This is a genomic window from Azospirillum griseum (assembly GCF_003966125.1).
Classification (GTDB): Bacteria; Pseudomonadota; Alphaproteobacteria; order Azospirillales; family Azospirillaceae; genus Azospirillum; species Azospirillum griseum.
The window spans coordinates 69,499-95,424 of the sequence record NZ_RXMA01000020.1; the positions used below are offsets into that span (position 1 = coordinate 69,499).

General features: G+C 68.2%; 22 protein-coding genes. 15 read left to right on the forward strand and 7 right to left on the reverse strand.

What is annotated here, in order from left to right:
- Positions 1-7 precede the first annotated feature (7 nt).
- The 6 genes from EJ903_RS18710 (at position 8) to EJ903_RS18735 (ending at position 8,384) form a co-directional block, all read left to right on the forward strand.
- A complete protein-coding gene (locus EJ903_RS18710) occupies positions 8-1,261 on the forward strand; it encodes an FAD-binding protein (RefSeq protein ID WP_126618279.1) in 1,254 nt (417 codons plus the stop codon).
- A 13-nt stretch (positions 1,262-1,274) separates the two neighbouring features.
- Positions 1,275-2,594 carry a glycolate oxidase subunit GlcF gene (gene glcF, locus EJ903_RS18715; protein ID WP_126618281.1) on the forward strand — a complete coding sequence of 440 codons (1,320 nt, stop codon included), beginning with the start codon at positions 1,275-1,277 and terminating at the stop codon, positions 2,592-2,594.
- A 127-nt stretch (positions 2,595-2,721) separates the two neighbouring features.
- On the forward strand, positions 2,722-3,426 hold the full coding sequence (gene pcsA, locus EJ903_RS18720) for a phosphatidylcholine synthase (RefSeq protein WP_126618283.1): 705 nt from the start codon (positions 2,722-2,724) through the stop codon (positions 3,424-3,426).
- A gap of 85 nt (positions 3,427-3,511) precedes the next feature.
- Positions 3,512-6,301, forward strand: a complete 2,790-nt coding sequence (locus EJ903_RS18725; RefSeq protein WP_126618285.1) for a DUF2339 domain-containing protein — start codon at positions 3,512-3,514, stop codon at positions 6,299-6,301.
- An 81-nt stretch (positions 6,302-6,382) separates the two neighbouring features.
- Complete coding sequence (locus tag EJ903_RS18730) at positions 6,383-7,693, forward strand: hydroxyacid-oxoacid transhydrogenase (RefSeq protein ID WP_126618287.1); 1,311 nt, start codon at positions 6,383-6,385, stop codon at positions 7,691-7,693.
- Between the two features lie 97 nt (positions 7,694-7,790).
- On the forward strand, positions 7,791-8,384 hold the full coding sequence (locus EJ903_RS18735; RefSeq protein ID WP_126618289.1) for a hypothetical protein: 594 nt from the start codon (positions 7,791-7,793) through the stop codon (positions 8,382-8,384).
- A 744-nt stretch (positions 8,385-9,128) separates the two neighbouring features.
- Here the strand turns inward: EJ903_RS18735 and EJ903_RS18740 are convergent.
- The gene (locus EJ903_RS18740) at positions 9,129-10,928 is read right to left on the reverse strand and encodes an acyl-CoA dehydrogenase (RefSeq protein WP_126618291.1); all 1,800 of its coding nucleotides are present in this window, start codon (positions 10,926-10,928) and stop codon (positions 9,129-9,131) included.
- A gap of 376 nt (positions 10,929-11,304) precedes the next feature.
- Here EJ903_RS18740 and EJ903_RS18745 point away from each other — a divergent pair, with 376 nt between their 5' ends.
- Both EJ903_RS18745 and EJ903_RS18750 read left to right on the forward strand, forming a co-directional pair.
- Complete coding sequence (locus tag EJ903_RS18745; protein WP_126618293.1) at positions 11,305-11,835, forward strand: hypothetical protein; 531 nt, start codon at positions 11,305-11,307, stop codon at positions 11,833-11,835.
- An 86-nt stretch (positions 11,836-11,921) separates the two neighbouring features.
- Entirely contained in the window at positions 11,922-12,977 is a 1,056-nt protein-coding gene (locus EJ903_RS18750) for a transglycosylase SLT domain-containing protein (protein WP_126618295.1), read from the forward strand.
- 67 nt (positions 12,978-13,044) lie between these two features.
- On the opposite strand, the gene EJ903_RS18755 is transcribed toward EJ903_RS18750, so the two are convergent.
- Positions 13,045-13,707 (reverse strand): glutathione S-transferase family protein, encoded by a 663-nt coding sequence (locus tag EJ903_RS18755; protein ID WP_126618297.1) that lies wholly within the window; start codon positions 13,705-13,707, stop codon positions 13,045-13,047.
- Between the two features lie 194 nt (positions 13,708-13,901).
- Between EJ903_RS18755 and def the strand changes: the two genes are divergently transcribed.
- Genes def through truA form a run of 3 tightly spaced genes read left to right on the forward strand, consistent with a single transcriptional unit; the run spans position 13,902 to position 16,130 of the window.
- Positions 13,902-14,420 carry a peptide deformylase gene (def, locus tag EJ903_RS18760; protein ID WP_126618299.1) on the forward strand — a complete coding sequence of 173 codons (519 nt, stop codon included), beginning with the start codon at positions 13,902-13,904 and terminating at the stop codon, positions 14,418-14,420.
- Positions 14,421-14,443: 23 nt separating this feature from the next.
- Positions 14,444-15,391, forward strand: a complete 948-nt coding sequence (gene fmt, locus EJ903_RS18765) for a methionyl-tRNA formyltransferase (protein WP_126618301.1) — start codon at positions 14,444-14,446, stop codon at positions 15,389-15,391.
- Position 15,392: 1 nt separating this feature from the next.
- Positions 15,393-16,130: a tRNA pseudouridine(38-40) synthase TruA gene (gene truA / locus EJ903_RS18770; RefSeq protein ID WP_126618303.1), complete on the forward strand. Its 738-nt coding sequence runs from the start codon at positions 15,393-15,395 to the stop codon at positions 16,128-16,130.
- 22 nt (positions 16,131-16,152) lie between these two features.
- Here truA and parA read toward each other — a convergent pair whose 3' ends face one another.
- Positions 16,153-16,797 carry a ParA family partition ATPase gene (gene parA / locus EJ903_RS18775; RefSeq protein ID WP_126618305.1) on the reverse strand — a complete coding sequence of 215 codons (645 nt, stop codon included), beginning with the start codon at positions 16,795-16,797 and terminating at the stop codon, positions 16,153-16,155.
- Positions 16,798-16,999: 202 nt separating this feature from the next.
- Here parA and EJ903_RS18780 point away from each other — a divergent pair, with 202 nt between their 5' ends.
- The 4 genes from EJ903_RS18780 to EJ903_RS18795 all read left to right on the forward strand — a co-directional run bounded on the left by EJ903_RS18780 (position 17,000) and on the right by EJ903_RS18795 (position 21,641).
- Positions 17,000-17,950: an L-threonylcarbamoyladenylate synthase gene (locus EJ903_RS18780; RefSeq protein ID WP_246015740.1), complete on the forward strand. Its 951-nt coding sequence runs from the start codon at positions 17,000-17,002 to the stop codon at positions 17,948-17,950.
- Positions 17,951-17,987: 37 nt separating this feature from the next.
- Positions 17,988-19,421 carry an FAD-binding oxidoreductase gene (locus EJ903_RS18785; RefSeq protein WP_126618307.1) on the forward strand — a complete coding sequence of 478 codons (1,434 nt, stop codon included), beginning with the start codon at positions 17,988-17,990 and terminating at the stop codon, positions 19,419-19,421.
- A 144-nt stretch (positions 19,422-19,565) separates the two neighbouring features.
- A complete protein-coding gene (gene leuC, locus EJ903_RS18790) occupies positions 19,566-20,969 on the forward strand; it encodes a 3-isopropylmalate dehydratase large subunit (RefSeq protein ID WP_126618309.1) in 1,404 nt (467 codons plus the stop codon).
- Positions 20,970-21,092: 123 nt separating this feature from the next.
- Positions 21,093-21,641 carry an NADPH-dependent FMN reductase gene (locus EJ903_RS18795; RefSeq protein WP_126618311.1) on the forward strand — a complete coding sequence of 183 codons (549 nt, stop codon included), beginning with the start codon at positions 21,093-21,095 and terminating at the stop codon, positions 21,639-21,641.
- Positions 21,642-21,645: 4 nt separating this feature from the next.
- Here the strand turns inward: EJ903_RS18795 and EJ903_RS18800 are convergent, their stop codons facing one another.
- From EJ903_RS18800 to EJ903_RS28065, 4 genes are read right to left on the reverse strand one after another with little or no spacing between them, the layout of a single operon-like run.
- Positions 21,646-22,833 (reverse strand): PP2C family protein-serine/threonine phosphatase, encoded by a 1,188-nt coding sequence (locus EJ903_RS18800; RefSeq protein WP_126618313.1) that lies wholly within the window; start codon positions 22,831-22,833, stop codon positions 21,646-21,648.
- Entirely contained in the window at positions 22,826-23,419 is a 594-nt protein-coding gene (locus EJ903_RS18805) for an ATP-binding protein (RefSeq protein ID WP_126618315.1), read from the reverse strand. Before EJ903_RS18805 ends, EJ903_RS18800 begins: the two co-directional genes overlap by 8 nt.
- A complete protein-coding gene (locus EJ903_RS18810) occupies positions 23,416-23,727 on the reverse strand; it encodes an STAS domain-containing protein (RefSeq protein ID WP_126618317.1) in 312 nt (103 codons plus the stop codon). Before EJ903_RS18810 ends, EJ903_RS18805 begins: the two co-directional genes overlap by 4 nt.
- 17 nt (positions 23,728-23,744) lie before the next feature.
- Complete coding sequence (locus EJ903_RS28065; RefSeq protein ID WP_126618319.1) at positions 23,745-25,724, reverse strand: methyl-accepting chemotaxis protein; 1,980 nt, start codon at positions 25,722-25,724, stop codon at positions 23,745-23,747.
- Positions 25,725-25,926: the final 202 nt, after the last annotated feature.

The following is a 25,926-nucleotide window of genomic DNA, read 5'->3' on the forward strand; positions in this document are numbered from 1 at the left end:
CCCGGCCATGACCACCACCATCCTGAAGCCGGAGACCGACGCGCAACTGGTCGACGCCGTGCGCTGGGCGCTGTCGGCGGACGAGCCGTTGGAGTTGCTGGGGCAGGGAACCCGGCGCGGGTTGGGCCGCCCGGTGCGCACCGCCCACGCGCTCGACCTGTCCGGCCTGTCGGGCGTGCTCGCCTATGAACCGGAGGAGCTGGTTTTGACCGCGCGCGCGGGCACGCCGATGGCGGAGATCACCGCGCTGCTGGGCGAACGGGCGCAGCATCTCGCCTTCGAACCGCCCGACGGCGGCACGCTGGGCGGTCTGATCGCCTGCGGTCTGGCCGGTCCCCGCCGGATTGCGGCGGGATCGGCGCGCGACCACACGCTGGGCATCGCCGGGGTCAGCGGCCGGGGGGAACGCTACAAGGGCGGCGGCAAGGTGGTGAAGAACGTCACCGGCTATGACCTGCCCAAGCTGATGGCGGGTTCCTTCGGCACGCTCACCGCCTTCACCGAACTGACGGTCAAGGTGCTGCCCGCGCCCGAGGACACCGCCACCCTGCTGCTGTTCGGCCTGGACGACGCGGCGGCGGTCGGCGTGCTGGACCAGGCGTTGCGCAGCCCCTACGACGTGTCGGGGGCGGCCCATCTGCCCGATGGTCTGGCCGCGCGGTCGGTCGTGCCGACCGTGGCAAGGGCCGGTGGGGCGGTGACGCTGGTGCGGCTGGAGGGCTTCGGCCCGTCGGTCGCCGCGCGGGTGGCGGCGCTGCGGGCCGATCTGCGCGCCGACGCCGTGCTGGACGCCGCCGAGTCGCGCGCCGTCTGGCGGGAACTGCGCGACGCGGCCTGTCTTGGCGGTGTCACCGCGCCGCCCTCTCCCACGCCGCTGTCTCCGGCACCGGATGCGGAGGGGTGGGCTGGTGGCAACGCCAACAAGCTGTGGAAACTGTCGGTTCCCCCGGCCTCCGGCCCGTCGGTGGTGTCGGCGATCCGCCACGCGCTGGGGCCAGCCGGGGCGGCGGTGGAGGCGTTTTACGATTGGGGCGGCGGGCTGGTCTGGCTGCTTGCCCCGCCCGAATCGGCCACGGCCATCCGCCGGGCGGTGGGAACACAGGGTCACGCCACCCTGATCCGTGCCTCGCAGGAGGTGCGGGCGACGGTGGAGGTCTTCCAGCCGCTGCCCGATCCGCTGATGGCGCTGACCCGCCGGGTGAAAAGCAGCTTCGACCCCATGGGAATCCTGAACCCCGGCCGCCTCTATCCGGGCGTGTGAGGAGACGGCACGGATGCAAACGAATTTCACCCTGGCCCAACTGGCCGACCCGGCGATCCGCGACAGCGAAGCGATCCTGCGCGCCTGCGTCCATTGCGGCTTCTGCACCGCCACCTGTCCGACCTACACCATTCTGGGCGACGAGCTGGACAGCCCGCGCGGCCGCATCTACCAGATCAAGGCGATGCTGGAGCAGGGCGGCCCGCCGCCCGCCGCGACGGTCAAGCACATCGACCGCTGCCTGTCCTGCCTGTCCTGCATGACGACCTGTCCGTCGGGCGTCCATTACATGCATCTGGTCGATCACGCCCGCGCCCACATCGAACACACCCACCGCCGCCCGCTGGCCGACCGCGCCACCCGCGCCCTGCTGGCCCGTTTGCTGACCCGCCCGGCGACGCTGCGGGTGGCGATGCTGGGGGCGACCGCCGCCCGACCCTTCCGCGCGCTGCTGCCCAAGCGGCTGCGCGCCATGCTGGCGCTCGCCCCGTCCCATGTGCCCAACCCCAGCGCCAGCGACCGGCCCGGCACCCACACCGTGGCCGGTCCCCGACGCAAACGGGTGGCGCTGCTGCTGGGCTGCGCCCAACGGGTGCTGGCCCCCGCGATCAACGAGGCCACCATCCGCCTGCTGACCCGCCACGGGGTGGAGGTGGTGGTGTCGCGCGCGGCCACCTGCTGCGGCGCGCTGCCCCACCATATGGGGCAGGAGGAGATGGCGCGCGCCCTGGCCAAGGCCACCATCGATGCCTGGATCGCCGAGGTGGCGGGGGAGGGGCTGGACGCGGTCATCGTCAACGCGTCGGGCTGCGGAACCAGCGTGAAGGATTACGGCCATCTCTTCCGCGACGATCCGGCCTACGCCGCCAAGGCCGCCCACATCGCCGGGCTGGCGCGCGACGTCACCGAACTGCTGGCCGAACTGGGCTTGGCCGCCCCGGTGATCCCGACCGGGCAGGCGGTGGCCTATCACGCCGCCTGTTCGATGCAGCACGGGCAAAAGCTGAAGGAGCCGCCGCGCGCCCTGCTGCGCGCCGCCGGATTCGCGGTGAGGGAGATTCCCGACGGGCATCTCTGCTGCGGGTCGGCGGGGACCTACAACATGCTGCAACCCGATCTGGCCGACGAGTTGCGCGCCCGCAAGGTCGCGGCCATCGCCAGCACCGGGGCGGCCATCGTCGCGGCGGGCAATCTCGGTTGCATCACCCAGATCGCCGCCGGGGCCAACCTGCCGGTGGTGCACACGGTGGAGTTGCTGGACTGGGCCACCGGCGGGCCGCCGCCGCAGGCGCTGGCCGGAACCGGGGCGGACAGCGCCGCGCCCGGCGCATAGGCGATTTCCGTCAGCACACGGCATGAGGGATTCCGCAACGCCACAAATCTGTGTTTAACTGCGCGCGTTTGTGTCAAAAAACCGTCTTGCTCCCGCTCCCGACCGCCCGCCGAAACGGAAATCCCGCATGAGTGCCTACGGAATCACCCATCGCCTGTCGGCCTGGGGCGTCCATGTCTTCACCGCCAGCGGGGCGGTGCTGGGGTTGCTGGGGTTGCTGGCCACGGCGGCGGGCGACGCAAAGCTGTGTCTGGCGTGGCTGGGCGTGGCGCTGGTGGTCGATGGCGTCGACGGCACGCTGGCCCGCCGCGCTTCGGTCAAGCAGGTGTTGCCGGGCATCGACGGATCGGTGCTGGATCTGGTGATCGATTACCTGACCTACGTTGTGGTTCCGGCGGTGTTCATGCACCGCTTCGGCCTGTTGCCGGAGGGGCTGGTCAGCGTCGGTCTGGCCGCCTGGGTGCTGCTGACCTCGCTCTACTGCTTTGCCAACGTGCAGATGAAGAGCGGCGACAATTATTTCGTCGGCTTTCCGGCGATCTGGAACGTGGTGGCGCTCTATCTCTGGCTGCTGGGGCTGAATCCCTGGATCAACGCGGCGGTGGTGGTGGCGCTGGGGCTGTTGACCTTCACCACGGTGAAGTTCCTGCACCCGTTCCGCGTCCGCGCCCTGATGCCGCTGAACATCGCTGTCACCACCGTGTGGCTGCTGTGCTGCGGCGCGCTGGTGGTGCTGTCGCCCGATCATCCGGCCTGGCTGTTCGGCCTGTGGCTGGCGTCCTCGGCCTATTACGGCGCGGTGTGCCTGTGGCGGACCTTCCGGGGTCCGTAAGGCCCGGATTTCCTTTTAAAGACAAGCCGTGTGTGCGTTGTTATGCTCGGTCGCCGGATGAAACGGCGATTGGGGCGGCGTCACCATGGAATTCATTGCGCTGATTGTGGTGATCGCGGCGGTCTTCCACCGCGTGGATCGCCGGTTGCGCGATCAGGCCAAAACCATCGCCGACCTGCAACAGGCCGTGGCCCGGCTGAGCGCGCAGACGCTGACCGCCCCGCCGCCGTTGCAGGAACACGCCGCCCAAGCCGCGCCGCCGGACGGCGTTGCGGCCGACACGGTCCCGGCGGACGCGGTTCCCCCTCCCTTTCTCCACGCCCCGGCTGATCTGGTTTTGCCGGACGCCCCCGAATCCGCCGCCGCCCCTGCCGGGCCTCCCGAACCGCCGCCGCCGTCCCGCTCCTTCTGGCGCGATCTGGAGGAGTCCTTTGCCTCGCGCTGGTTGATGTGGCTGGGCGGTGGCACGATGGCGCTGGCGGCGGTCTTCTTCATCAAGCTGTCGATCGAACATGGCTGGCTCGGGGCCGGGGTGCGGGTCACGCTGGGCTTGCTGTCCGGCCTGGGCCTGATCGTGGGCGGGGAGTGGTTGCGCCGCCAGCCCCTGCAACGCGCCATCGCCGCGATCCACCCCCACCACGCGCCGGTTGCCCTGACCGGGGCCGGTCTGTTCGCCGCCTTCGCCAGTGTTTATGGCGGCTACGCCCTGTTCGGGCTGTTCGATCCGCTGATCGCCTTCGCCCTGCTGGCCGGGCTGGCGCTGGGCGGGGTGGCGCTGTCGCTGTTGCAAGGGCCGTTCATCGCCGCACTGGGGCTGCTGGCGGGCTACGTCACGCCGATCCTGGTGTCGTCGGGCAACCCGATGGCCTGGGGGCTGTTTCCCTATCTGCTGGCGCTGAACGGTGCCACCGCCGCGCTGGTGCTGTGGCGCGGCTGGGGCTGGCTGGCCTGGGGGGCCTTGGTCGGTGCGGTGCTGTGGCCGTTCCTGTGGTTCATCGACGCCTGGCGGTTGGACGACACGCTGGTCGTCGGCCTGTACACCGTGCTGTCCGCCGCCCTGTTCCTCTGGCCCGCCCTGGTCAGCCGCTGGATCGACGACACCCCGGACGGCAACTCTGACACTCCGGCACAGGGCTGGCGCGCCGCCCTGCCGCGCTGGCTGTGGAATCGCGCCCCGCGCCACCCCTTCGACCGGTTGGGGCGGACGGCGGCGACGCTGTTCGGGCTGGTCATGCTGGCCATGCTCGTCTGCGACGGTCATCGGGCGTCGGGCTTGACGATGCTGGGTCTGTACGCCGCCGGTGGGCTGGTCGCCGCCCGGCGGGTGGAGCGGCTGGCCGGTCTGGCCTGGACCGCCGGTTTGACGGTGTGGGCCGGCCTGATCGTCTGGGATGTGCCGGAACTGGCCCAGATCGCCCCGCTGATGAACGCGGAAGGCCGTCCGCTGCTTCCCGGCGCGCCGGTCGGCTTTGCCGAGGAGATCGGGCGGGCGCTGTGGAGCATGGCCGGATTCGCCGCGCTGTTCGGTGTTGGCGGTTTCCTCGCCGGGCTGGGCGCGCGGCGGGTGGCGCTGTGGGCGTCGCTGTCGGCGCTGCTGCCGCTGGCGCTGCTGGCCACGCTCTACGCCCATCTCGCCCCGGATCGCGCGATGATGGAATGGCCGGGGGCGGCGCTGGCCCTGGCCGCGCTGCTGGTGGCGGCGACCACGCCGCTCGCCCGCCGACGCGGGACCCGGTCGGACGCCGATCTGGCGCTGGCGGCCTACGCCGCCGGGGCGGTCGGGGCGCTGACGTTGGCCGCCACCATGATCCTGCGCGACGCGTGGCTGACGGTGGCGCTGGCCGCGCAGGTCCCGGTTCTGGCGTGGCTGGAGCGTCATTTCACCCTGCGCGAGCTGCGCCGCGTCGCCTTCCTGGTCGGGCTGGTGGTGCTGACCCGGCTGGCGCTGAACCCGCTGGTGCTGGAGTATCAGGGCGTTGCCTGGATTTTCTACGGCTATGGCCTGCCCGCCCTGTTCTTCCTGATGGCGGCGCGCTGGATGCGGCAAGCCCCCGGTGACAAGGCCGACGACCTGACCGTGATGGTGCTGGAGGCCGGGGCGCTGGTCTTCGCCACCCTGCTGGCCTCGCTGGCGGTCCATCGCTGGATGGCCGACGATCTGAAAAGCGCCCCGTCCACGCTGGTGGAGGCGGCGTTGCACACCCTGTCGTGGCTGGGGCTGGCGTTGCTGCTGGCGGTGGATCGGCGGTGGAGCCTGCGCCCGGTGGCGCGCTGGGGGCGGCGTGTCCTGCTGGGGATGGCGGCGGCGGCCTGCGTGACGCTGCATCTGTTTGGCTTCAACCCGCTGATGACCGGCGAATCGGTGGGGGAATGGCCGGTGGTCAACCGCCTGCTGCTGGCCTATGGCGCGCCCGGTCTGCTGATGGGGCTGATCCTGTGGGTCGATCCGCTGCGCACCGCCGCGCTGCGCCGGGCGGCGGCGGGGTTGGCCGGGCTGCTGCTGGCGGTCAATCTGGCCTTGGAGATCCGCCGTTTCTTCCAGGGGGCGAACCTGATGAGCGGCGGCCTGACCGACGCCGAATGGTACAGCTATTCGGTGGCCTTCCTGCTGGTGGCGGTGCTGCTGCTGGTGGCCGCGCTGCGGTGGGGCTGGGGCGGGCTGCGCCATGTCGGCCTGGCCCTGCTGCTGGCGGTGGTCGCCAAGGTCTTCATCAGCGATATGGAGGGGCTGACCGGCCTGTACCGCGTCGCCTCCTTCCTGGGGTTGGGGGTGTGTTTGATCGGGGTCGGCTTCCTCTATCAGCGGATGCGGCTGCCCGCGCTTCCGCCGGAATCCTCCACCGCAAACAATCCGTTGGACGAACGGACGCATTGACAGCGGCGGCGCGGCGCGCTCCCCTTGGCGCCGGAAACGCCCGATCCGAAGGCGTCCAGACCCAGACCAGGAGCACCCGCGATGGCCCCCGTCACCAACGCCTATCCCATCGTCCCCAACGGCGAGGTCGGCTTCACCGTTGAAGCCGCGCGCATGAAGTTCGGTTCCGGCATGCTGGCGGAGCTGGGCGACGACGCGCGGGCGCTGGGGATGCGGCGGGTGGCGCTGTTCACCGACCCGCGCGTGGCGGCGACCGCCCCCTTTGCCGCTGGTCTGGCCTCGCTGAAGGCGGCGGGTCTGGATGTGGTGGTGTTCGACGCCTGCCGGGTGGAGCCGACCAGCGCGTCGTTCCTGGAGGCCGCCGCCTTCGCCGCCGACGGTGGGTTTGACGGCTATGTCTCCATCGGTGGCGGATCGGTGATCGACACCGCCAAGGCGGCCAACCTCTACGCCACCCACCCGGCCCCGCTGCTGACCTACGTCAACAAGCCGTTGGGGGAGGGGCAACCGGTCCCCGGCCCGGTCAAGCCGCACATCGCCTGTCCGACCACCTGCGGCACCGGCAGCGAAACCACCGGTGTGGCCATCTTCGACCATGTGGAAAAGCAGGTGAAGACCGGCATTTCCTCCCGCCATCTGCGGCCGACGCTGGCGGTGGTCGATCCGCGCACCATCGACAGCCTGCCGCCGGGGGCCATCGCCGCCACCGGGTTCGACGTGCTGACCCACGCCATCGAAAGCCACACGGCGCGGCCCTACCGCACCCGGCCCCGGCCCGAAAACTCGGCCCTGCGCCCGCCCTACCAGGGGGCGAATCCCTGGTCGGACATCGGCAGCCTGCACGCCATCCGGCTGGGCGGGGAGTGGCTGGAGCGCGCCGTCAACGACCCCGCCGACGCCGAAGCCCGCGACGCCCTGATGTTCGCGGCGACGCTGGCCGGTCTGGCCTTTGGCAACGCCGGGGTGCACATCCCGCACGCCATGTCCTATTCGGTCGCCGGGATGAACCACAGCTTCACCGCCACCGGCTATGAGGCGGTCGATCCGATGGTCCCGCACGGCGTTTCGGTGGTTCTGAACGCCCCCGCCGCCTTCCGCTTCACCGGCCCCGCCGCCCCCGCCGCCCATCTGCGCGCCGCCGAAGCCCTGGGGGCCGACACGCGCGGGGCCAGCCCGGAGGACGGCGGCGAACTGCTCGCCACCCGCCTGATCGCCATGATGCGCGCCACCGGCCTGCCCAACGGCCTGTCCGCCCTGGGCTACACCGACGCCGACATCCCCGGCCTGGTGACGGGTGCCGCCGCCCAACAACGCCTGCTGACCATCGCCCCCCGCCCGGTCTCTGACGACGACCTGCGCGGCCTGTACCGCGACGCGATGCGTTACTGGTGAGGGGGTGCATCGAAGATCGAGGGTTTGCAAGAATTTCGTGCGTGTGGGGTGGGTTGGAATTGTGTATTTTCAACCCTTCCTTGCGCTCAGGTCCCTCATGCCCGGCCCGTATTTTCCGTCCCCAGGGTGGCGGCCATTTGTCTTCAATGGCGAAACCTATGGTTTCGAACATCTGAATGAATATGAGTTCGACGTGGTCGATACCGCCAAGGTCTCCCGGCGGATCGTTGTCACGTTTTCGGACCATGTGTTCACGCGGGATGCGGAGTTGGGGGATGACCCTGCATGGGTGTTTCCGGGGTCGTCGCGGGTTCCGCCGGGTTGCTTTTGCCCCAAGCGGTACAGGCATTCGCTGGACATCAAAGCGCTGATTGAATGGGCCGCCGGGGGAAAGGCGTGGACTCTTGATGGCGATGATCGTTACGCGCAGATCCCCACCATCAGCGATGATGGAACCCCGCTGTTGTACAGCATCGTGTTTTCGCTCGATCCCGCGCGCGGTTTGCAGGTTCACCTTCACATGCGCGTTCGTTCGGCCTACCCGTGTGACAAGACCGTGCCGTCGACGTATGGCAGTGTGACCTTTCGGCATTTGGTTCGGCTGCGTGCCGAACACAAACGACCCAACAGGAATTTCAACAAGAGACGCGAGCGCCCAACCCTTGGGCCGGTCCGGCCCATTCGGTCGTAACAGACGCCGCCCGCGCCAATTTCCCAGAGACGGACCTCGCCATGAAGGATGGTCCAGAAGAGGCAATGGCCCCTTTCGGGGCCATCGGGCCTTAAGCCTCGGGGCGAACCACTTCGTCAGATTCCAAGCCTGAGCTTGGTCGTAGACTACCCTCCCATACGGGCAGGACCTGAAAACAGGTGGGGCTGGCTATAGCGACACGCCCAATGTCCAGCGATCTGAGATCAGAGATAGGCCGGTGCATCGGAGGTGTCAAGTTTCCTGGGAAACTGACTCCCCGCGCATCATGAGGTGTGAGAGAAAAAGTCTTTACTATCAATGCTGTGTTTTGGGGCAACGATCTGTTTGCTCTTGCGATGTGCGTGACGCTGGTGCGACAGGGGGCACGTCAAAGATTGCGGATGCTGGGCTTCGGCGGTGTTGATTCTGTGACTGAATCAGTGGAGCCAAACATCCAACCCTCTTCCAACTCAGGAAAGGGAACGCAGCAACCGATTTGTGCCGGTGTGTTGCCGGGGGAGGGGGTATGTTGTAGGAATAACAGCCTAATTCCTTACGGAGATCCCCATGCCCGCCGCTGGTGTTCCGGTCCGTCCCTTCCCCGCGCCCGGTCCGCCTTGGCCGAAGCGCGCGGTGAACCAATGGAACACCCCTCCGAAAAGCGTTTCACGGTGTTTCAAACGTTCCATTCGCCGCCACGCCCGGCCCCTCTCCCCGCTGGACAGAGGGGCCGGGGGGACGGGGTCAGAACTGGTCGTCGTGCAGCGCCAACACGGTGTTGCGGGCGCTGTGGATGGTGGACAGCAGGGCGGGGGACGGGGCCAGGATCTGTTCGGCGTAGAAGCGGGCGACCACCAGCTTGGTTTCCAGGAAGGACGCGTTGGCCCCGGCAGCGCGCAGCCCCTCCAGCGCGGCGATGGCGGAGCGGGCCATCATCCAGCCGCCCGCCACGTTGCCCCACAGCCGCAGATAGGCCACGGCCCCGGCGGCGGCCCCGCGCAGGTCGCCTTCGGCCTGGGTGGCGACGATCCAATCGACCGCCTGGTCCAGCGCGGACAGGCCCGCCGACAGCTCCGCCGCGATCACCGCCGCGTCGTCGCCGGGCAGGGCGGCCAGGGTCGCCGCCGTTGCCCGCATCTCGGCGATCAGCGCGCGGGCCGAGGCCCCCTTGTCGCGCCCGGTCTTGCGGAAGGCCAGATCGTTGGCGTGGATGCCGTTGGTGCCTTCGTAAATCGGGGTGATGCGGGCGTCGCGGTAATGCTGGGCCGCCCCGGTTTCCTCGATGAAGCCCATGCCGCCATGGATCTGCACGCCGGTGGACGCCACGTCGCAGCCGATGTCGGTCGACCACGCCTTGACGATGGGGGTCAGCACATCCACCCGCGCGGTGGCCGCCGCGCGCACGGCGGCGTCGGGGTGGTGGCGGGCGGTGTCGAGCTGGGTTCCGGCGTAGAGCGCCAGGGCGCGCGCCGCTTCGGTCTTGGCCCGCATGTCCAGCAGCATGCGGCGCACGTCGGGGTGCTTGATGATCGCCACCGCCGATCCCTTGGCGTCGGCCAGATCCTTGCTCTGCACGCGGGCCTTGGCGTAATCGCGTGCCTGCTGATAGGCGCGTTCGGCCACCGCCACGCCCTGGATGCCCACGCCCAAACGGGCGTTGTTCATCATGGTGAACATGTATTCGATGCCCCGGTTTTCCTCGCCCACCAGGAAACCGACAGCTCCATCCTCGTCGCCATAGGCCATGACGGCGGTCGGGCTGGCCATGATGCCCAGCTTGTGTTCCAGGCTGGCGCAGCGCAGATCGTTGCGGCGACCCGGCGTGCCATCGGCGTTGGGCAGGAATTTCGGCACGATGAACAGGCTGATGCCCTTGATCCCCGCCGGGGCGTCGGGCAGGCGGGCCAGCACCAGATGGATGATGTTGTCCGTCAGGTCATGCTCGCCATAGGTGATGAAGATCTTCTGGCCGGTGATGCGGTAGGTCCCATCCCCGGCCCGCACCGCGCGGGTGCGCACGGCGGCCAGATCGGATCCGGCCTGCGGCTCCGTCAGGTTCATCGTGCCGGTCCATTCGCCGGAGATCATCTTGGGCAGGTAGAGCGCCTTTTGCGCGGCGCTGGCGTGCTCGCTCAACAGATCGACCGCCCCCTGGTTCAGCAGCGGGCACAGGCCAAAGGACAGGTTGGACGACTGCCACATCTCGTTCACCGCAAAGGCGACGGTCCAGGGCAGGCCCTGGCCGCCATGCTCCGGCTCGAACGGCAGGCTGTTCCAGCCGGATTCGGCGAACTGGCTGTACGCCTCCTTCCAGCCGGTGGGGGTGCGGACGACGCCGTTTTCCAGGCGCGAGCCTTCCTTGTCGCCCACCCGGTTCAGCGGGGCCAGCACGCCGGAGGCGAATTTCCCGGCCTCCTCCAGAATCGCATCGACCAGATCGGGGGCCGCCGATTCGCAATGGGGCAGTGTGGCGATGGCCTCCAGCCCGACCACATGGTTCAGGACAAAGCGCAGGTCGTCGACCGGGGCGGTGTAGGACGTCATGGCGGTGCGGCCTCCCAGGGGCAAAGGAACGGGGCGTTGGTGTCGGTCCGGCGCTGGTGGCCGGTTGATTAACGTATACGTCAACATACACCATCGCACGGCGTTTGGCGAGGGGCGCTGTGGGCCGTGCCCACGCCGTGGCGGTGAGAGAGAAGGCTATGGCGGGGAAGGGTGGGGGGCAAGCGGGTGGCGATGGTCCGCCGGAGCCGCGCACATACGTATAACTTTAATTGAACAAAACAAAAATTTGACGAATCAAAATTGCGAGTGGACGATCAAATACACCCAACGCGGCGAGATGAAATTCCCGCAATGCGTGAGGGGGAAATCCCAGTTCCCAGAGTCCAGTTCCATGACCCAACAGGAGCGTTCAAGCATGACCAGCACCGTCGCCACCGGGTTCGTGCCGGGTTCGCAAATCCTCCTTCAATCGCTGTCGGCGGGGACCTCCCTGCAATCGATCCTGATCGCCCAGCCGACGACCGGCGCGTTGACCATGGCCTCCTCCACCTCGGGGACGGGCAATGGCGGCAGCTGGCTGGTGGCTGACGCCGGGCAATCCGTGACCTACAACGGCCAGACCATCGCCGGGATTTACCTGATCTCGCTGTCCACCCACATGGGCGCGCGTTTCCTGAACGGCGACACCACCACCGCCCTGGTCAGCCTCGCCGCCGCCCCGTCCACCGGCACGCCCGCCGTGTGGTACCCGGTTCCCACCGTGATGGGCGGCTATTGCCTGGCCTGTTCGCCCGGCCCGGCGGCCACCACGTCGGTGTGGCTGACCAACAACAACAACCCCGGCCCCGGCCCGAACCTGTCGCTCTACAGCATCTGCAACCAAGGCTCCGGCGTGACCGACAGCTGGTGGCAGCCGGTTCCGCTGACGTTCGGCGCGTCGCTGTGATCGCCTGACCCGGGTGTGCGGGGAGCGGGCGGGAAACTGGCACGCTCCCTGCATTGATCGCAGCGACCGCGAGAGAGGATCGCCCGATGACCAACCTGACCGCCTTTGGCCTGCCCAGCAACGCCGCCACCCAAGCCGCCAGCGCCCCGCGCGGTCCGGCCAATGTGGAGGCGGCCGTGCGCAACGCCAGCGCCAAGACGGGGGTCGATTTTTCCTACCTGATGGAAAAAGCTGCCGTGGAGAGCGGGTATCGCACGGACGTCAAGTCCTCCTCCTCCTCGGCGACCGGGCTGTACCAGTTCATCGACAGCACATGGCTGCAAACCATGAAGCAGCACGGTGCCGAATATGGCCTGGGCCGCTACGCCAACGCCATCCAGACCCGCAGCGACGGCCGCCCCTACGTCGCCGACCCGGCGATGAAGCAGGAGATCCTGGATCTGCGCAAGGATCCCAACACCTCGGCCCTGATGGCGGCGGCCTTCACCAAGGACAACAAGGACTATCTGCAGGACAACGTCGATGGCACCATCGGCTCGACCGAACTCTACATGGCCCATTTCCTGGGGGCGGGCGGGGCGGCCAAATTCCTCAACGCCATGCAGGACAACCCCAACCGCAGCGCCCGCGACCTGTTCCCGGAGGCCGCCAGCGCCAACGCCAACGTCTTCGTCGACAAGACCACCGGCAAGGCCAAGTCGCTGAAGGAGATCTACGACCGCTTCGCGTCGAAATTCTCCGAAAACCCGATGGCCAGCTTCGCCCCGGCCCAGGCGGCGACCGACGCGGTGCGCAAGCAGGACATGACCGACGGCTTCACCACCCAGGTGCCGACCATGCCCGCCAAGGCGATGAACGGCACGCCGCTGTCGATCTATCAGGTGCTGGCGCTCAACGCGCTGGAAACCCCGGACGAGGTGGACGGCATCAACGGCAAGCAGACCCGCCCGCGCGACAAGGCCAACCGCCGCATGCGCGACGAGCCGGTGCGCACCGATCAGGCGACCGAGGCCGGGGTGGGCGTGGGCTTTGGTCTGGGGCTGGGCCGCATGGTCGGGTCGGAATCGAACCCCGGTCTGGCCACCAGCACCGTGACCGCCGCGACCACCGCGACCTCCTCCGCCACGGCCAAGGCGGCCTGATGGGCCAATTCGGACGGGCAAATCCTGCCGGGGGAACCGCCAGGATTGCCGGGTCAAAAGCGCCGGGTCACGCGGTTGCGGACGCCGCCGCCTGATCGGCCTTCCATTTTGTCATGAAGGCGCGGAACGCCTCGTCCATTTCCGTCCACACGCGTTGCGCAATGGGGTCGTCGGCCACCGTCTCGATGTAGCGCGACAGCTTGGCGTACCGCGACAGGCTGTCGTCGCCGATGTCGGCCAGCTTGTTGCCGTAATAGAGCCACGGAACCAGCACGCAATCGGCCAAGGACAGCTCCGCCCGCGCGGCGTAGCCGGTTGGTTGCAGGAAATGCTCCAGCGCGTTCAGCCCCTTGTTCAGGTTGGCGCGCTCGGCGTCCACATTGACCGAATAGCCGGGATCGGACGCCGCGCGCAGCAGGCTGAACAGGCCGGCGCAATAGAGATCGACCGTGCGCGGGATCAGGCGGGCCAACGCGCGTTCCTGCGGGTTGTGGCCCAGCAGGGTCGGGGTGGGGTGCAGATCCTCCAGATATTCGCAGATGATCAGGCTTTCCGGCAGGATGAAGCCGTTGTGCTCCAGCACCGGCATCTTGCCAATGGGGTTCATCGCCTCGAACTCCGGCGTGCCCAACGCCGCCGGGCGCAGCGTGATGTCGAGACCCTTGGCGTAGCCCTGCATCCGCACGCGGGCGACGTAGGGCGAACCGGCGGAACCATGCAGCACGATCATGATCGGACACTCGCGGTGAAGGATGACACGCCCCGTCTATACCACCGCGCGCCGGGCGGGCGGATGACATTCCGCAAGCGGGTGCCGGGTCTGTGTGCGGTCGTTTCCTTGACCCAGTGCGGCGCTGCACTTAATTTGATGCTTTGCGGTGCGCGCTGTCGCCGCCGCACGCCCCTTCCTTCCTGTTGAGCGCCATGGCCGTCCTTCCGATCCTTGTTGCCCCCCACCCCGTCCTCAAGCGAAAGGCGCAGCCGGTCGCCGCCGTGGACGCGCGCGTCGCCAAGCTGATGGACGACATGGTGGAAACCATGTACGCCGCCAACGGCATCGGGCTGGCCGCCCCGCAGGTGGGCGTGCTGGATCGGGTCGTCGTCGTGGACGTCCATGAAAGGGATGAGCCGCGCAACCCGATCCGCCTCGCCAACCCGGAGATCGTCTGGTCGTCGGAGGACACCGGCCCGTGCGAAGAGGGCTGCCTGTCGGTGCCGGAGCAATACGCCGAGGTCATCCGCCCGCTGTCGGTGCGCGTCCGTTATCTGGACGAAACCAACACGGCGCGTGAGTTGGCGGCGGACGGCATGCTGGCGACCTGCCTGCAACACGAGATCGACCATCTGAACGGCGTGCTGTTCGTCGATCATCTGTCGCTGCTCAAGCGCAACATGATCCTGCGCAAGGTCCAGAAGCAAAAGCAGCAGAAGGCGAGCGCCTGACCCGTCGGGCGCGCGAAACCCGGATGACCCCGCTCCGTCTCGTTTTCATGGGCACGCCGGATTTCGCCGTGCCCAGTCTGGCCGCGTTGGTCGCGGCGGGCCATGAGATCCTGTGCGTCTACAGCCAGCCGCCGCGCCCCGCCGGGCGGGGACAGCAGGTGCAGATTTCCCCCGTCCACCGCTTCGCCGACGATCACGGCATCCCGGTGCGCACCCCCAAAAGCCTGCGCAACGCCGAGGCGCAGGCCGACTTCGCCGCGCTGAACGCCGACGCGGCGGTGGTCGCCGCCTATGGCCTGATTCTGCCGCAAGCGATCCTGGACGCCCCGCGTCTGGGCTGCGTCAACGTCCACGGCTCCCTGCTGCCGCGCTGGCGTGGGGCGGCCCCCATCCAGCGCTCGATCCTGGCGGGGGACACGGAAACCGGCATCACCATCATGCAGATGGACGTTGGTCTGGACACCGGGGCGATGCTGTCGAAAGAGACGGTGGCGATCACCCCGGACACCACGGCCAGCACCCTGCACGACGCGCTCGCTGCGTTGGGTGCGCGGATGATCGGCCCGGCGCTGGCCGGTCTGGCCGACGGCAGCCTGACCGCGCAGCCGCAGCCCGAGGAGGGCGTGACCTACGCCGCCAAGCTGTCGCGCGAGGATGGGCGGCTCGACTGGACCCAGCCCGCCGCCTTTGTGGAACGGCAGGTGCGCGCGCTCACCCCGTGGCCCGGTTGCTGGTTCGATGTGGGGGCCGAGCGCATCAAGGTGCTGGCGGCGGAACCGGCTGGGCCGAGTTCGACCGATTCCGGCACGGCGTTGCCCGGCACCCTGTTGGACGACCGCCTGACGGTGGCCTGTGCCGATGGGGCGGTGCGCCTGACCCGCGTGCAGCGGCCCGGCAAGGCCCCGGTCGATGGCGCGGCCTTCCTGCGTGGCTTCGCCCTGCCGGTCGGCTCCGTGATCGGTGCCGCCTGACATGCAGCGCTGGAAACTGACCGTCGAGTATGACGGTCGGCCCTTCGTCGGCTGGCAGCGGCAGGACAACGGCCCGTCGGTGCAGCAGAGTGTGGAGGAGGCGGTGTTCCGCCTGTCCGGCGAGACGGTGCGCGTCCACGGCTCCGGCCGCACCGACGCGGGCGTCCACGCGCTGGGGCAGGTCTGCCATTTCGATCTGGCGAAGGAATTCACCGGGTTGAAGCTGCGCGACGCGCTGAACTTCCACCTGAAACCCGCCCCCATCGCGGTGCGGGAGGTGGAGGCGGTGGACGAGCGATTCCACGCCCGCCTCACCTCCATCGGGCGCTCCTACATCTACCGCATCGTCAACCGCCGGGCACCGCTGGCGCTCGACGCTGGGCGGGCGTGGCACGTCACCCGCCCGCTGGACGCCGAGGCGATGCACGACGCCGCGCAGGTCCTGGTCGGCCAGCATGATTTCACCAGCTTCCGCGCCGCGCTCTGTCAGGCGAAATCGCCGGTGAAGACGCTCGACCGGCTGGCGGTGGAGCGGGTGGACGAGGAGATCCGCATCCACGCCGCCGCGCGGTCCTTCCTGCACCATCAGGTGCGCAACATGGTGGGATCGCTGGAGCTGGTCGGTTCGGGCAAATGGACCGCCGACGACCTGCGCGCCGCGCTGGAGGCGCGCGACCGCAGCAAGGCCGGGCCGACCTGTCCGCCCGATGGCCTGTATTTCGTCGCGGCGCGCTACTGAGCCGGCTTCTACTGATCCGGCTTCAGGAACGCCGCAAAATCTCTTCGGCCAGCGCCTGCATTTCGGCGGCGGCGACGGTCTTGCGCGCCGCCTCCGTCACCGACAGGCCGCTCATCAGCGTTCCGGCGTAGGCGGTGCGGTTGCCGACCTGGGCGTCGGCCAGCAGCACGGCGGGCGGGTTGGCCAACTCCTGCACCTTGGCGACCAGCTCGTCGGCGATCTTGGCGCGCGGCGGCACGCGGTTCAGCACCAGCAGCAGGCGGCGCTTTTCCTGGCTTGCCAACTCGATGGTCGGGTGGACCGCCCACAGATCCATCGGGCTGGGTTGCACCGGCGCGACCACCAGCGAGGCGGCGCGCACGGCGATCCGCGCCTCCGTCTGGGCGTGGGGCGGGCTGTCGATCACCACGATGGAATGGCTGCGCGCCAGCTTTTCCACCTCGGCCTGCGTGCGCCAGCCGGTGATCTGCACATGGGTGAAGCCGGGCTTGCCGCCGGTGGCCTCCGCCCGCACCGCGTGCCAGCGGGTCAGGCTGCCTTGCGGATCGATGTCCACGGTGGCGACCGAATGGCCAAGCTGCGCCCAGGCGATGGCCAGATGCGCGGCCAGCGTGGTCTTGCCCGCACCGCCCTTCTGCTGCGCCACGGTGAAGACCTTGCCCGCCATGCCCGCACCCATTGTTTGTTGTTGTGGTCGCTTGGTGTTGCGGCGTGAGTCGTCGCCCTTGCACCCGTCATAACCTTGCCATGCGGCGGGCGCAACCCGTGCGAATTGACACAGCCCCGTGAGCGGCTACAAAGACCCTGTGACCGACCAAGCCCCCACCACGCCCGATTCCGCCGCCGACCCCGCTGAAAAGCGCCCGGCCCTGCTGCCCACCACCCCCGCCGGGATCGCCCGCGCGGGCGAGTTGCTGCGCGCGGGCGCGCTGGTCGCCTTTCCGACCGAAACGGTCTATGGGCTGGGGGGCGACGCCACCGACGACTGCGCGGTCGCCGCGATCTTCGCCGCCAAGGGTCGCCCGCAATTCAACCCGCTGATCGCCCACGTCGCCGATGTGGCGACGGCGCAGGCCTGGGCGCGTTTCGACGACCGCGCGCTGGAGCTGGCGCATCAGTTCTGGCCCGGCCCGCTGACCCTGGTGCTGCCGCGCCCGGCGGATTCGCCGCTGTCGCTGCTGGTCAGCGCCGGTTTGGACAGCGTGGCCATCCGCGTGCCCGGCCATCCGGTGGCCCAAGCGCTGCTGCGCGCGGCGGGGCGGCCCATCGCGGCCCCCAGCGCCAACCGCTCCGGTGCCGTCAGCCCGACCACGCCCTATCACGTGCTGGAAAGCCTGGGCGACCGGGTGGACGCGGTGGTGGCGGGCGGCAAATGCGCCGTCGGCGTGGAATCAACCGTCATCGACCTGACCGGGCCGGAGCCGGTGCTGCTGCGCCCCGGTGCGGTGCTGCCCGACGAGATGGAGCGGCTGATCGGGCCGATCCGCCTGTCGCAAGGCGACCCGACCGCGCCGAAATCGCCCGGCCAGTTGGAAAGCCACTACGCCCCCAACGCGGCGGTGCGCCTCAACGCGTCCTCGGCGGAGTCCGACGAGGCGTTTCTGACCTTCGGCCCCGACCGCTTCGTCTTTGGCGGGGCGTCGCGCCTCAACCTCAGCCCGCAAGGCGATCTGAACGAGGCGGCGGCGAACCTGTTCAGCCATCTGCGCCAGCTCGACCAGAGCGGGGCCGGCCGCATCGCCGTGATGCCGATCCCCGACGAAGGGTTGGGCGTGGCGATCAACGACCGTCTGCGCCGCGCTGCGGCCCCCCGCCCGTAACCGTTCCCACCCCATCACCATCGCCGGATCCCGCGCCATGACCAGCATCCCCGCCGCCGCTCTTCAGGACGTTCTGGACCGCATCCGCGCGGTTGTCGGCCCGACCGGTCTCATCACCGACGCGTCGGACATGGCCCCCTATCTGGCGGAATGGCGCGGGCGCTTCAAGGGCAACAGCCCGGCGGTGGTCCGCCCGGCCAACACGGAAGAGGTGGCCGCCGTCGTCGCCATCTGCGCGGAGGCGGGCATCCCCATCGTGCCGCAGGGCGGCAACACCAGCCTCGTCGGCGGCTCCATCCCCTATGAGGAGGGGCGCGAGATCGTGCTCAGCCTGTCGCGGATGAACCGCATTCGCGAGATCGACGCCCTGAACTACACGATGACGGTCGAGGCTGGGGTGGTCCTGACCACCGTGCAGAACGCGGCGGCCGAGGTGGACCGCCTGTTCCCCCTCAGCCTTGGCGCGGAGGGCACCGCGCAGATGGGCGGCCTGATCTCCACCAACGCCGGGGGCATCAACGTCCTGCGCTATGGCAACACCCGCGATCTGGTGCTGGGGCTGGAAGTGGTGCTGGCCGATGGCCGGGTGTGGAACGGGCTGCGCCGCCTGCGCAAGAACAACACCGGCTATGACCTGAAAAACCTGTTCATCGGCGCGGAAGGCACGCTGGGCATCGTCACCGCCGCCGTGCTGAAGCTGTTCCCGCGCCCGCGCCAGTCGATCACCGCCTTCGTCGCCGTGCCCAGCCCGGCCGCCGCCATCGAACTGCTCGCCCGCCTGCGCACCGCCTCGGGCGACGCGGTGTCGGCGTTCGAGCTGATGTCGCGCCGTTGCCTGGAGTTCGCGCTGAAGCATGTGGCCGGGACCATCGACCCGCTGTCGGACGTCTCGCCCTGGTACGTCATCACCGAACTGACGGCGGGGACCCGGTCCGACGCCTTCCAGGAGAGCATTGAAACCGCGCTGGGCGAGGCGTTCGAAGCCGAACTGGCGACCGACGCGACCATCGCCCAATCGGACAGCCAGGCCAAGCAGCTCTGGTTCATCCGCGAAGCCATCGTCGAGGCGCAGAAGTTCGAAGGCGGCTCGATCAAGAACGACGTGTCGGTGCCGGTGTCGCGCGTGGCGGAGTTCATCGAACGCGCCGAAGCGGCGGTGGCCGAGGCCTGCCCCGGCATCCGCCCGACCCCCTTCGGCCATGTCGGCGACGGCAACATCCACTTCAACCTCAGCCAGCCCGAAGGGGCCGACACCGCCGCCTATCTCGCCCGCTGGGACGAGATTTGCCATGTGGTGAACGAGGTGATCTTCGCCCTCGACGGCTCGATTTCCGCCGAACACGGCGTCGGCCGCTTCAAGAAGGACGAAATGCCCGCCATCAAAGGGCCGGTCGAATTCGGCCTGCTGCGCGCGGTCAAGACCGCGCTGGACCCGGCGGGGCTGCTCAACCCGGGCAAGATGCTGCCCTGAGGTCGCCCTCGGCGTCACAATCTTGCGGAGGACAGGCTTGCGGCGAAAGACGGACAGCCGCGCTTGTCCCCACCGCGACACAACGCTATTGTGCGGCCTTCCAAGGTTCCGCGCCTGTTCGTTCCGCGAGAGAGAGTTTTTCCGATGTCCAAGCCGCGCACTCTGTTCGACAAGATTTGGGACAGCCACGTCGTGCATCGCCAGGATGACGGCACCTGCATCCTCTACATCGACCGCCATCTGGTGCACGAAGTCACCAGCCCGCAGGCGTTCGAGGGGCTGCGCGTGGCCGGTCGCCCGGTGCGCAGCCCGATGGCCACCCTCGCGGTTCCCGATCACAACGTGCCGACCACGGACCGTTCGAAGGGCATCACCGAAGAGGAAAGCCGGATCCAGGTCGAAACGCTGGACAAGAACGCCCGCGATTTCGGCATCCGTTACTTCCCGATGGACGACGTGCGTCAGGGCATCGTCCACATCGTCGGGCCGGAACAGGGCTTCACGCTGCCGGGTGCCACCATCGTCTGCGGCGACAGCCACACCGCCACCCACGGCGCGTTCGGCGCACTGGCCTTCGGCATCGGCACGTCCGAGGTTGAGCATGTGCTCGCCACCCAGACGCTGTTGCAGAAGCCGGCCAAGAACATGCTGGTGCGCGTCGATGGTTCGCTGAATCCGGGCGTGACCGCCAAGGACATCGTGCTGGCCATCATCGGCAAGATCGGCACGGCGGGCGGCACCGGCTACGTCATCGAATTCGCGGGTCAGGCGATCCGCGAGCTGTCGATGGAAGGCCGCATGACCGTCTGCAACATGGCGATCGAGGGCGGTGCCCGCGCCGGGCTGATCGCCCCGGACGAAAAGACCTACGCCTATGTCCAGGGCCGCGCGCTGGCCCCGAAGGCCGGTGCGTTCGAGCAGGCCGTCGCCTATTGGAAGACGCTGCCGTCGGACGAGGGGGCGGTCTATGACGCCACCGTCGTGCTGAACGCCGCCGACATTGCCCCGCAAGTCACCTGGGGGACCAGCCCGGAAGACGTGCTGCCGATCACCGCGACCGTGCCGAACCCGGCGGACATCGCCGACGAGGGCAAGCGCGCCGCCGTCGAACGCTCGCTGGCCTATATGGGCCTGACCCCCGGTCAGCCGCTCAGCGAGGTGAAGATCGACACGGTGTTCATCGGCTCCTGCACCAACGGCCGCATCGAGGATCTGCGCGCCGCCGCCGAACTGGCCAAGGGCCGCAAGGTGGCCGACGGCGTCCGCGCCCTGGTCGTTCCCGGTTCGGGTCTGGTCAAGGAGCAGGCCGAGGAAGAGGGTCTGGACAAGATCTTCGTCGAGGCCGGGTTCGAATGGCGTGAGCCGGGCTGCTCGATGTGTCTGGCGATGAACGCCGACCGTCTGGCTCCGGGCGAGCGCAGCGCCTCGACGTCCAACCGCAACTTCGAAGGCCGTCAGGGCCGTGGTGGCCGCACCCACCTCGTCAGCCCCGGCATGGCCGTGGCGGCGGCGGTGACGGGCCATCTGGCCGACGTGCGCGCGCTGTAAGGTCCACTCACCCTTTCGGTCGGTTTGACCGGTTTGTGTGAGTGGTGTGTTTGAGCGGGCGGGGGTGGCGACATCCCCGCCCGCTCTGCGTTTGGGCGCGGGCAGAACGGAAAGGGGAGCGTCATGCGGGTTTTGGCGGTGTCCGGCAGCTTGCGCGCGGCGTCCACCAACCGTGCGCTGCTGCAAGCGGCGGTGGCGTCGGCGCGCGACGGTGTGGCGGTGACGCTGTTCGCGGGGGGGGACGGGCGCGGAGTCGGTGGGCTGCCGCTGTTCAACCCGGACGAGGATGGCGACCCGGCCCACCTGGCGGTGCAGGCGTGGCGCGCGGCGCTGACCCAGGCCGACGCGGTGGTGATCGCCTGCCCGGAATACGCCCATGGCGTGCCCGGCGCGCTGAAAAACGCCCTGGACTGGGTGGTGGCGAGCGGGGAACTGGTGGACAAGCCGGTGGCGCTGCTGCACGCCTCCCCCCGGTCTGGCTACGCGCGGGCGGCGTTGGCCGAGATTCTGACGGTGATGTCCACCCGTTTGGTGTACGAGGCCAGCGTCACCATCCCCCTGATGGGTAAGACGCCGGAGGAGACCGCCGCGATCCTGGCCCAACCGGAGCATCGCGTAGCGCTTGGGGACGCGCTGGCGCGCTTGTCGGCGGCGGTTCGCGCCGGAGAATGAAGAATCAGGGCATGTCGGGCGGGCGGGTGATCGCCGCCGACAGGATCATCAGATCATCAGAGACATGGTCGCCGAAGCGTTCCGCGAAACGGTCGCCCAAACGTTGCGCCAGCTGGTCGAGCGGCGGGTTTTCCTGCGCAATCATCGCCATCGCCCAAAGGCGGAAGGCGTCGGCGTCGGCGGGCGCGTCGGGGTGGTCGGCGATTTCGACCACCGCGTCGCTGAACAGCACCAGGGCGTCGCCGGGGACCAACGGGCGCACACGGACGCTGCGCGGCATGTCGGGCACCAAGCCAAAGGGAAGGCCGGACAAAGGCACGGATTCGGACGATCCGTCGGCGCGCCGGATGAAGCCATCGCGGAAGCCGCCGCCGACATAGGCGAGAACCCCGTCCACCGGGTCCAGAATCCCGATCACCCCGGCCACGAAATGCCGACTGCCCTGGAACGCCTGGTGGATGCGGCGGTCCAGATGGGCGGCCAACAGCACCGGATCCTCGGCGAAGGTCGGGGGCGGGACAAGAAGGGAATGCAGCAGGAAGGCGCGCAACGCCGCCGACACGCCATGGCCGGAGACATCGCCCGCGAAAAAGCCGACGCGGCCATCTTCGAACGGCCAAGCCGTCCAATAATCGCCACCGATGGCGGAGGACGGGCGCAAGTGGTCGTTGAAGGCGATGCCCAGGGCGCGGAATTCCTCCAACCGTTCGGTGTCCGGGGGCAGGGCGGCCATCAGGCCCTGCGCCTCTTCCAACTCCGCTTCCATCCGGTGATGGTATTCTTCCAGGCGGGCGGTCATCATGCGGTTGGCGGTGTGAACGCTGACGCGGGCGATCAGTTCATAGGCTTCGAGGGGTTTGACCAAGACGTCGGTTGCCCCGGCGCGGAAGGCGTTCTGTCGGTCCTTCGCTCCGTCCAGCGCCGTCTGGATGATGACCGGGACCCCGGCGGTGCGGGGCGTCGCGCGGATGTGCCGACACACCTCGAACCCGTCGATTCCCGGCATCACCACGTCCAGCAGGACGCAATCCGGCGTGATCCCGCTCAGAATCGTCAGGGCCTCCTCGCCGCTGCGGGCGGTCAGGATTGAGGCAAAACCGCCTCGCCGCAGGACCGATTCCATCATCATGCGGCTGACGTCGTCGTCATCGACGACCAGAATGGTTCCTTGGCGGCGGGGTGGCTCAGGCATCGCAGCGGAACCCCACGCTGAGGCAACGGCCGCCCTGGGAATGGCGGGTGCGGTCGGCGATGGATCGGATCAAACGCAGGCCGTTTCCCGACACGGTCGGTCCGACGGCGGGTGGGAGCGGACTGGCAAAGCCGTTGCCCCCGTCGCGCACATGCAACGTCAACAGGCGTCCACCGGAGCGCCAGGCGAACAGAACCGGGCGGGTGGCGCGGTCCGGGCAAGCCAGCGCCTCGTCCATGGCGGACAGATAGGCGTCCAGATCCCCGCCGAATCCCTGCAGGCCAGGCAAGCCAAGATTGCCGTGCACGGTGGCGTTGACGGCGGCCTCGCGAATCAAGGTCGCCACCAGTTCTGTGGGGGGAACCAGACGATGCCGGGTTGTTGCCCAACGGGCCAACCCCAACGCCACCGACGGGTCCAGCGCCCGGCGGGACGACAGCACAACCCGCACACCGTTCGCACGGACATATGGGGGCTTTCCAACCGCAACCGCCGGGTCGATCACCAGACCGGTGGCCTGGGCAAGCGCCTCCTCCAGCGCGGTGCCGCTCAGATCGTTGGGCAGTGGGGTGGGCGTGTCGTTCACGGCAGGATGGTGAACAGTTTTTTGAAATCCACCACTTCCAGAATGCGTTCGATCTGGGAGGGTGGACGGCACAGGGTGATGTGCGTTCCCGATTTCATGAGGCGATCACGCAGCAGCACCAGCATGCTGAGACCGGCCGAATCCAGAAGCCGCAATCCGGACAGATCAACGAACACGGCGTTGGGCTTGGCCGCCGTCACATCCTCCACCACACGGCGGAAGCTGCCATTTTCGGCGAAGGTGAAATCCCCGGTCAAGGCCACGGTCAGGCCGCGCGCGTCGGTGGTCAGGGTGTGGGTTAATGCCATTGCAAGGGGTCCTGTTCCTATTGTCGGCGGATGCTGGTGAGGAAGGCGTCAGAGGCGTCGGACAAGCGGTGCGAGGCCTCCTTCAGTCCTTCGGCCGACCACAGCACATCGATCGCCCCGGCTCCGGAGCGAATTGATCCCATGGTCACGTCGGTGATGCTGGTGGACACCTCCTGCATGTCCTTGGTCACGCCGACGACGCTGCGGGTCATTTCCTTGGTGACGGCGCTTTGCTCCTCGATGGCGGCGGCGATGTTTCCGGCAATTTCATCGACCGTGCCGATCACACCACGCACGCGTGAGAATCCGTTCACCGCCGCGTCGGTTTCGTTCTGGATCGCGTCGATCCGTCGGGCGATTTCGTCGGTGGCCCTTGCGGTCTGGTTGGCCAGCGCCTTGACCTCGCTGGCCACCACGGCAAAGCCCTTTCCGGCTTCGCCCGCGCGGGCGGCTTCGATCGTGGCGTTCAGGGCCAGCAGGTTGGTTTGTCCGGCAATGTCGTTGATGAGTTGAACAACCGTGCCGATTTCGCTGGCCGCTGTTTTCAGGCGGGTGATCTGCTCGGCCACAGCGTCCACGTTCGTCACCCCCTCGCGCGTGGTGGCTGAGGCGGTGGCGACCTGGCGCCCGATCTCGTCGATGGAGCTGGACAGCTCTTCGGCTGCCGCCGCGAGGCTGTTGATGTCCCGGTTCGTCGACTCGGCGGCGTCGGCCACGGAAATGGAGCGTGACGCGCCGGTTTCCTGGCGATTGGCCATGTCGTGGGTGATTTTTGCGATCTTGTCGGCTTCTTCGGTCAACTCGGCAACGACCGATCCGATTTCCGCTTCGAACCGCGCGGCCATCTGGGCTTGGGCGGTCACGAGGGACCAGTTCAACAGCGGACCGGCGTAACCCCCGTCACGGTTGTGGATGGCGGACACCCGCAATTCGAAGCTCTCCGGTCCGACCTGGATCCGCGCGGTGTGCGGCAGCAGAGCCGGATTCGACAGGACACGCCGGGGACCGGCGGGCTTGGTGTGGAACAGATCGACCGACTGGCCGACCATCTCCTCCGCCTTGCAGGGAAGATGCGGTTGCAACGCGCGCAGCATCTCCAACGCGGCCTTGTTCATGTAGGTGATGGTCAGCCCCTGGCTTTCCGCCATCATCACTGGGGCGGCCATCTGCTCCAGCATCTGGCTTTGGCGAAAGGCTTGGGCGACGGTTGCTTGCAAAGCCTGGATCGATCGCCACAAGGTCGGAATTTCACCGCGTCCGTTGGTGTCCTCCACCGTCGAGTCGTCGCGCCCCTGGGCCAGATCGGCCAGGGTCCGAGTCGCGCGAGCCACGGGCCGCGCCACGGTGATGTGCAGCAACAGGAAGGCGATGGCCAGAACGGCGAAGGCGGCGATGGCCACCGTCAGGGTCAGGCGGTTGATCCCCTCAACCCGGCTGGCGGTGTCGGTTTCGGTCTTGGTCAATTGGGCGTTGGCGCGGGTCACAATGGCGTCGATGGCGCGCCGGTGGTCGCCATAGGCCGCACTCAGTCGTTTGTAAGCCGTCGCAGCATCGCCCTTGCCCTGGATCAGGGACGGAATCAGCTCGTTCTCGGCAATCGTGAAGAAGCTGCGCGCGTTGCGATCCGAGTCACCAAAAAACAAGGCGGCGATGTCGGGCGGAAGTGTCTGTCCTTTCCAGTAATCGAAGCGATCCTGATATTCCTTTTTCAACGTCTGAAAGCGGTTCACCAAGGCCTTGCGGTCGGCGTCGCTCGCCGCATCCTTCAGCAGGGTCAGCGTCAGGTAGGATTCGATCACATAGCTGGGGGGTGGCAGGATGTCCGCCAGCAGATCCTTGTCCCGGACGATGGTTCTGTAAACCGGTCCGTTCACCTGGAATTCGTCGAACGCGCGGGAGTTGACAACGATCACCGCCAGAAACATGGCGGTGACGGCCATTGACACCACCGCCAGAAAGACGGCAAGGGGCAAGGACTTGATCAATCGGGTCAGCATCGGCACTCTCGCCCGTGGTCGGCAGACGAGATCAGACTAGCAAAGTTTTCCAAACCGCCGCAGGTGGTTTTTCCAGGGAAAACCCTGATCTGGACTTGAAGGGCGCAAGCCACTGCGCATTAGGGCGCGCTAATCATTTTATCCTGCTGGGCGGCAAGCTGCTTTTTTTTGGTGGGTTGGGCGACTCAACCCAAGACCAAAG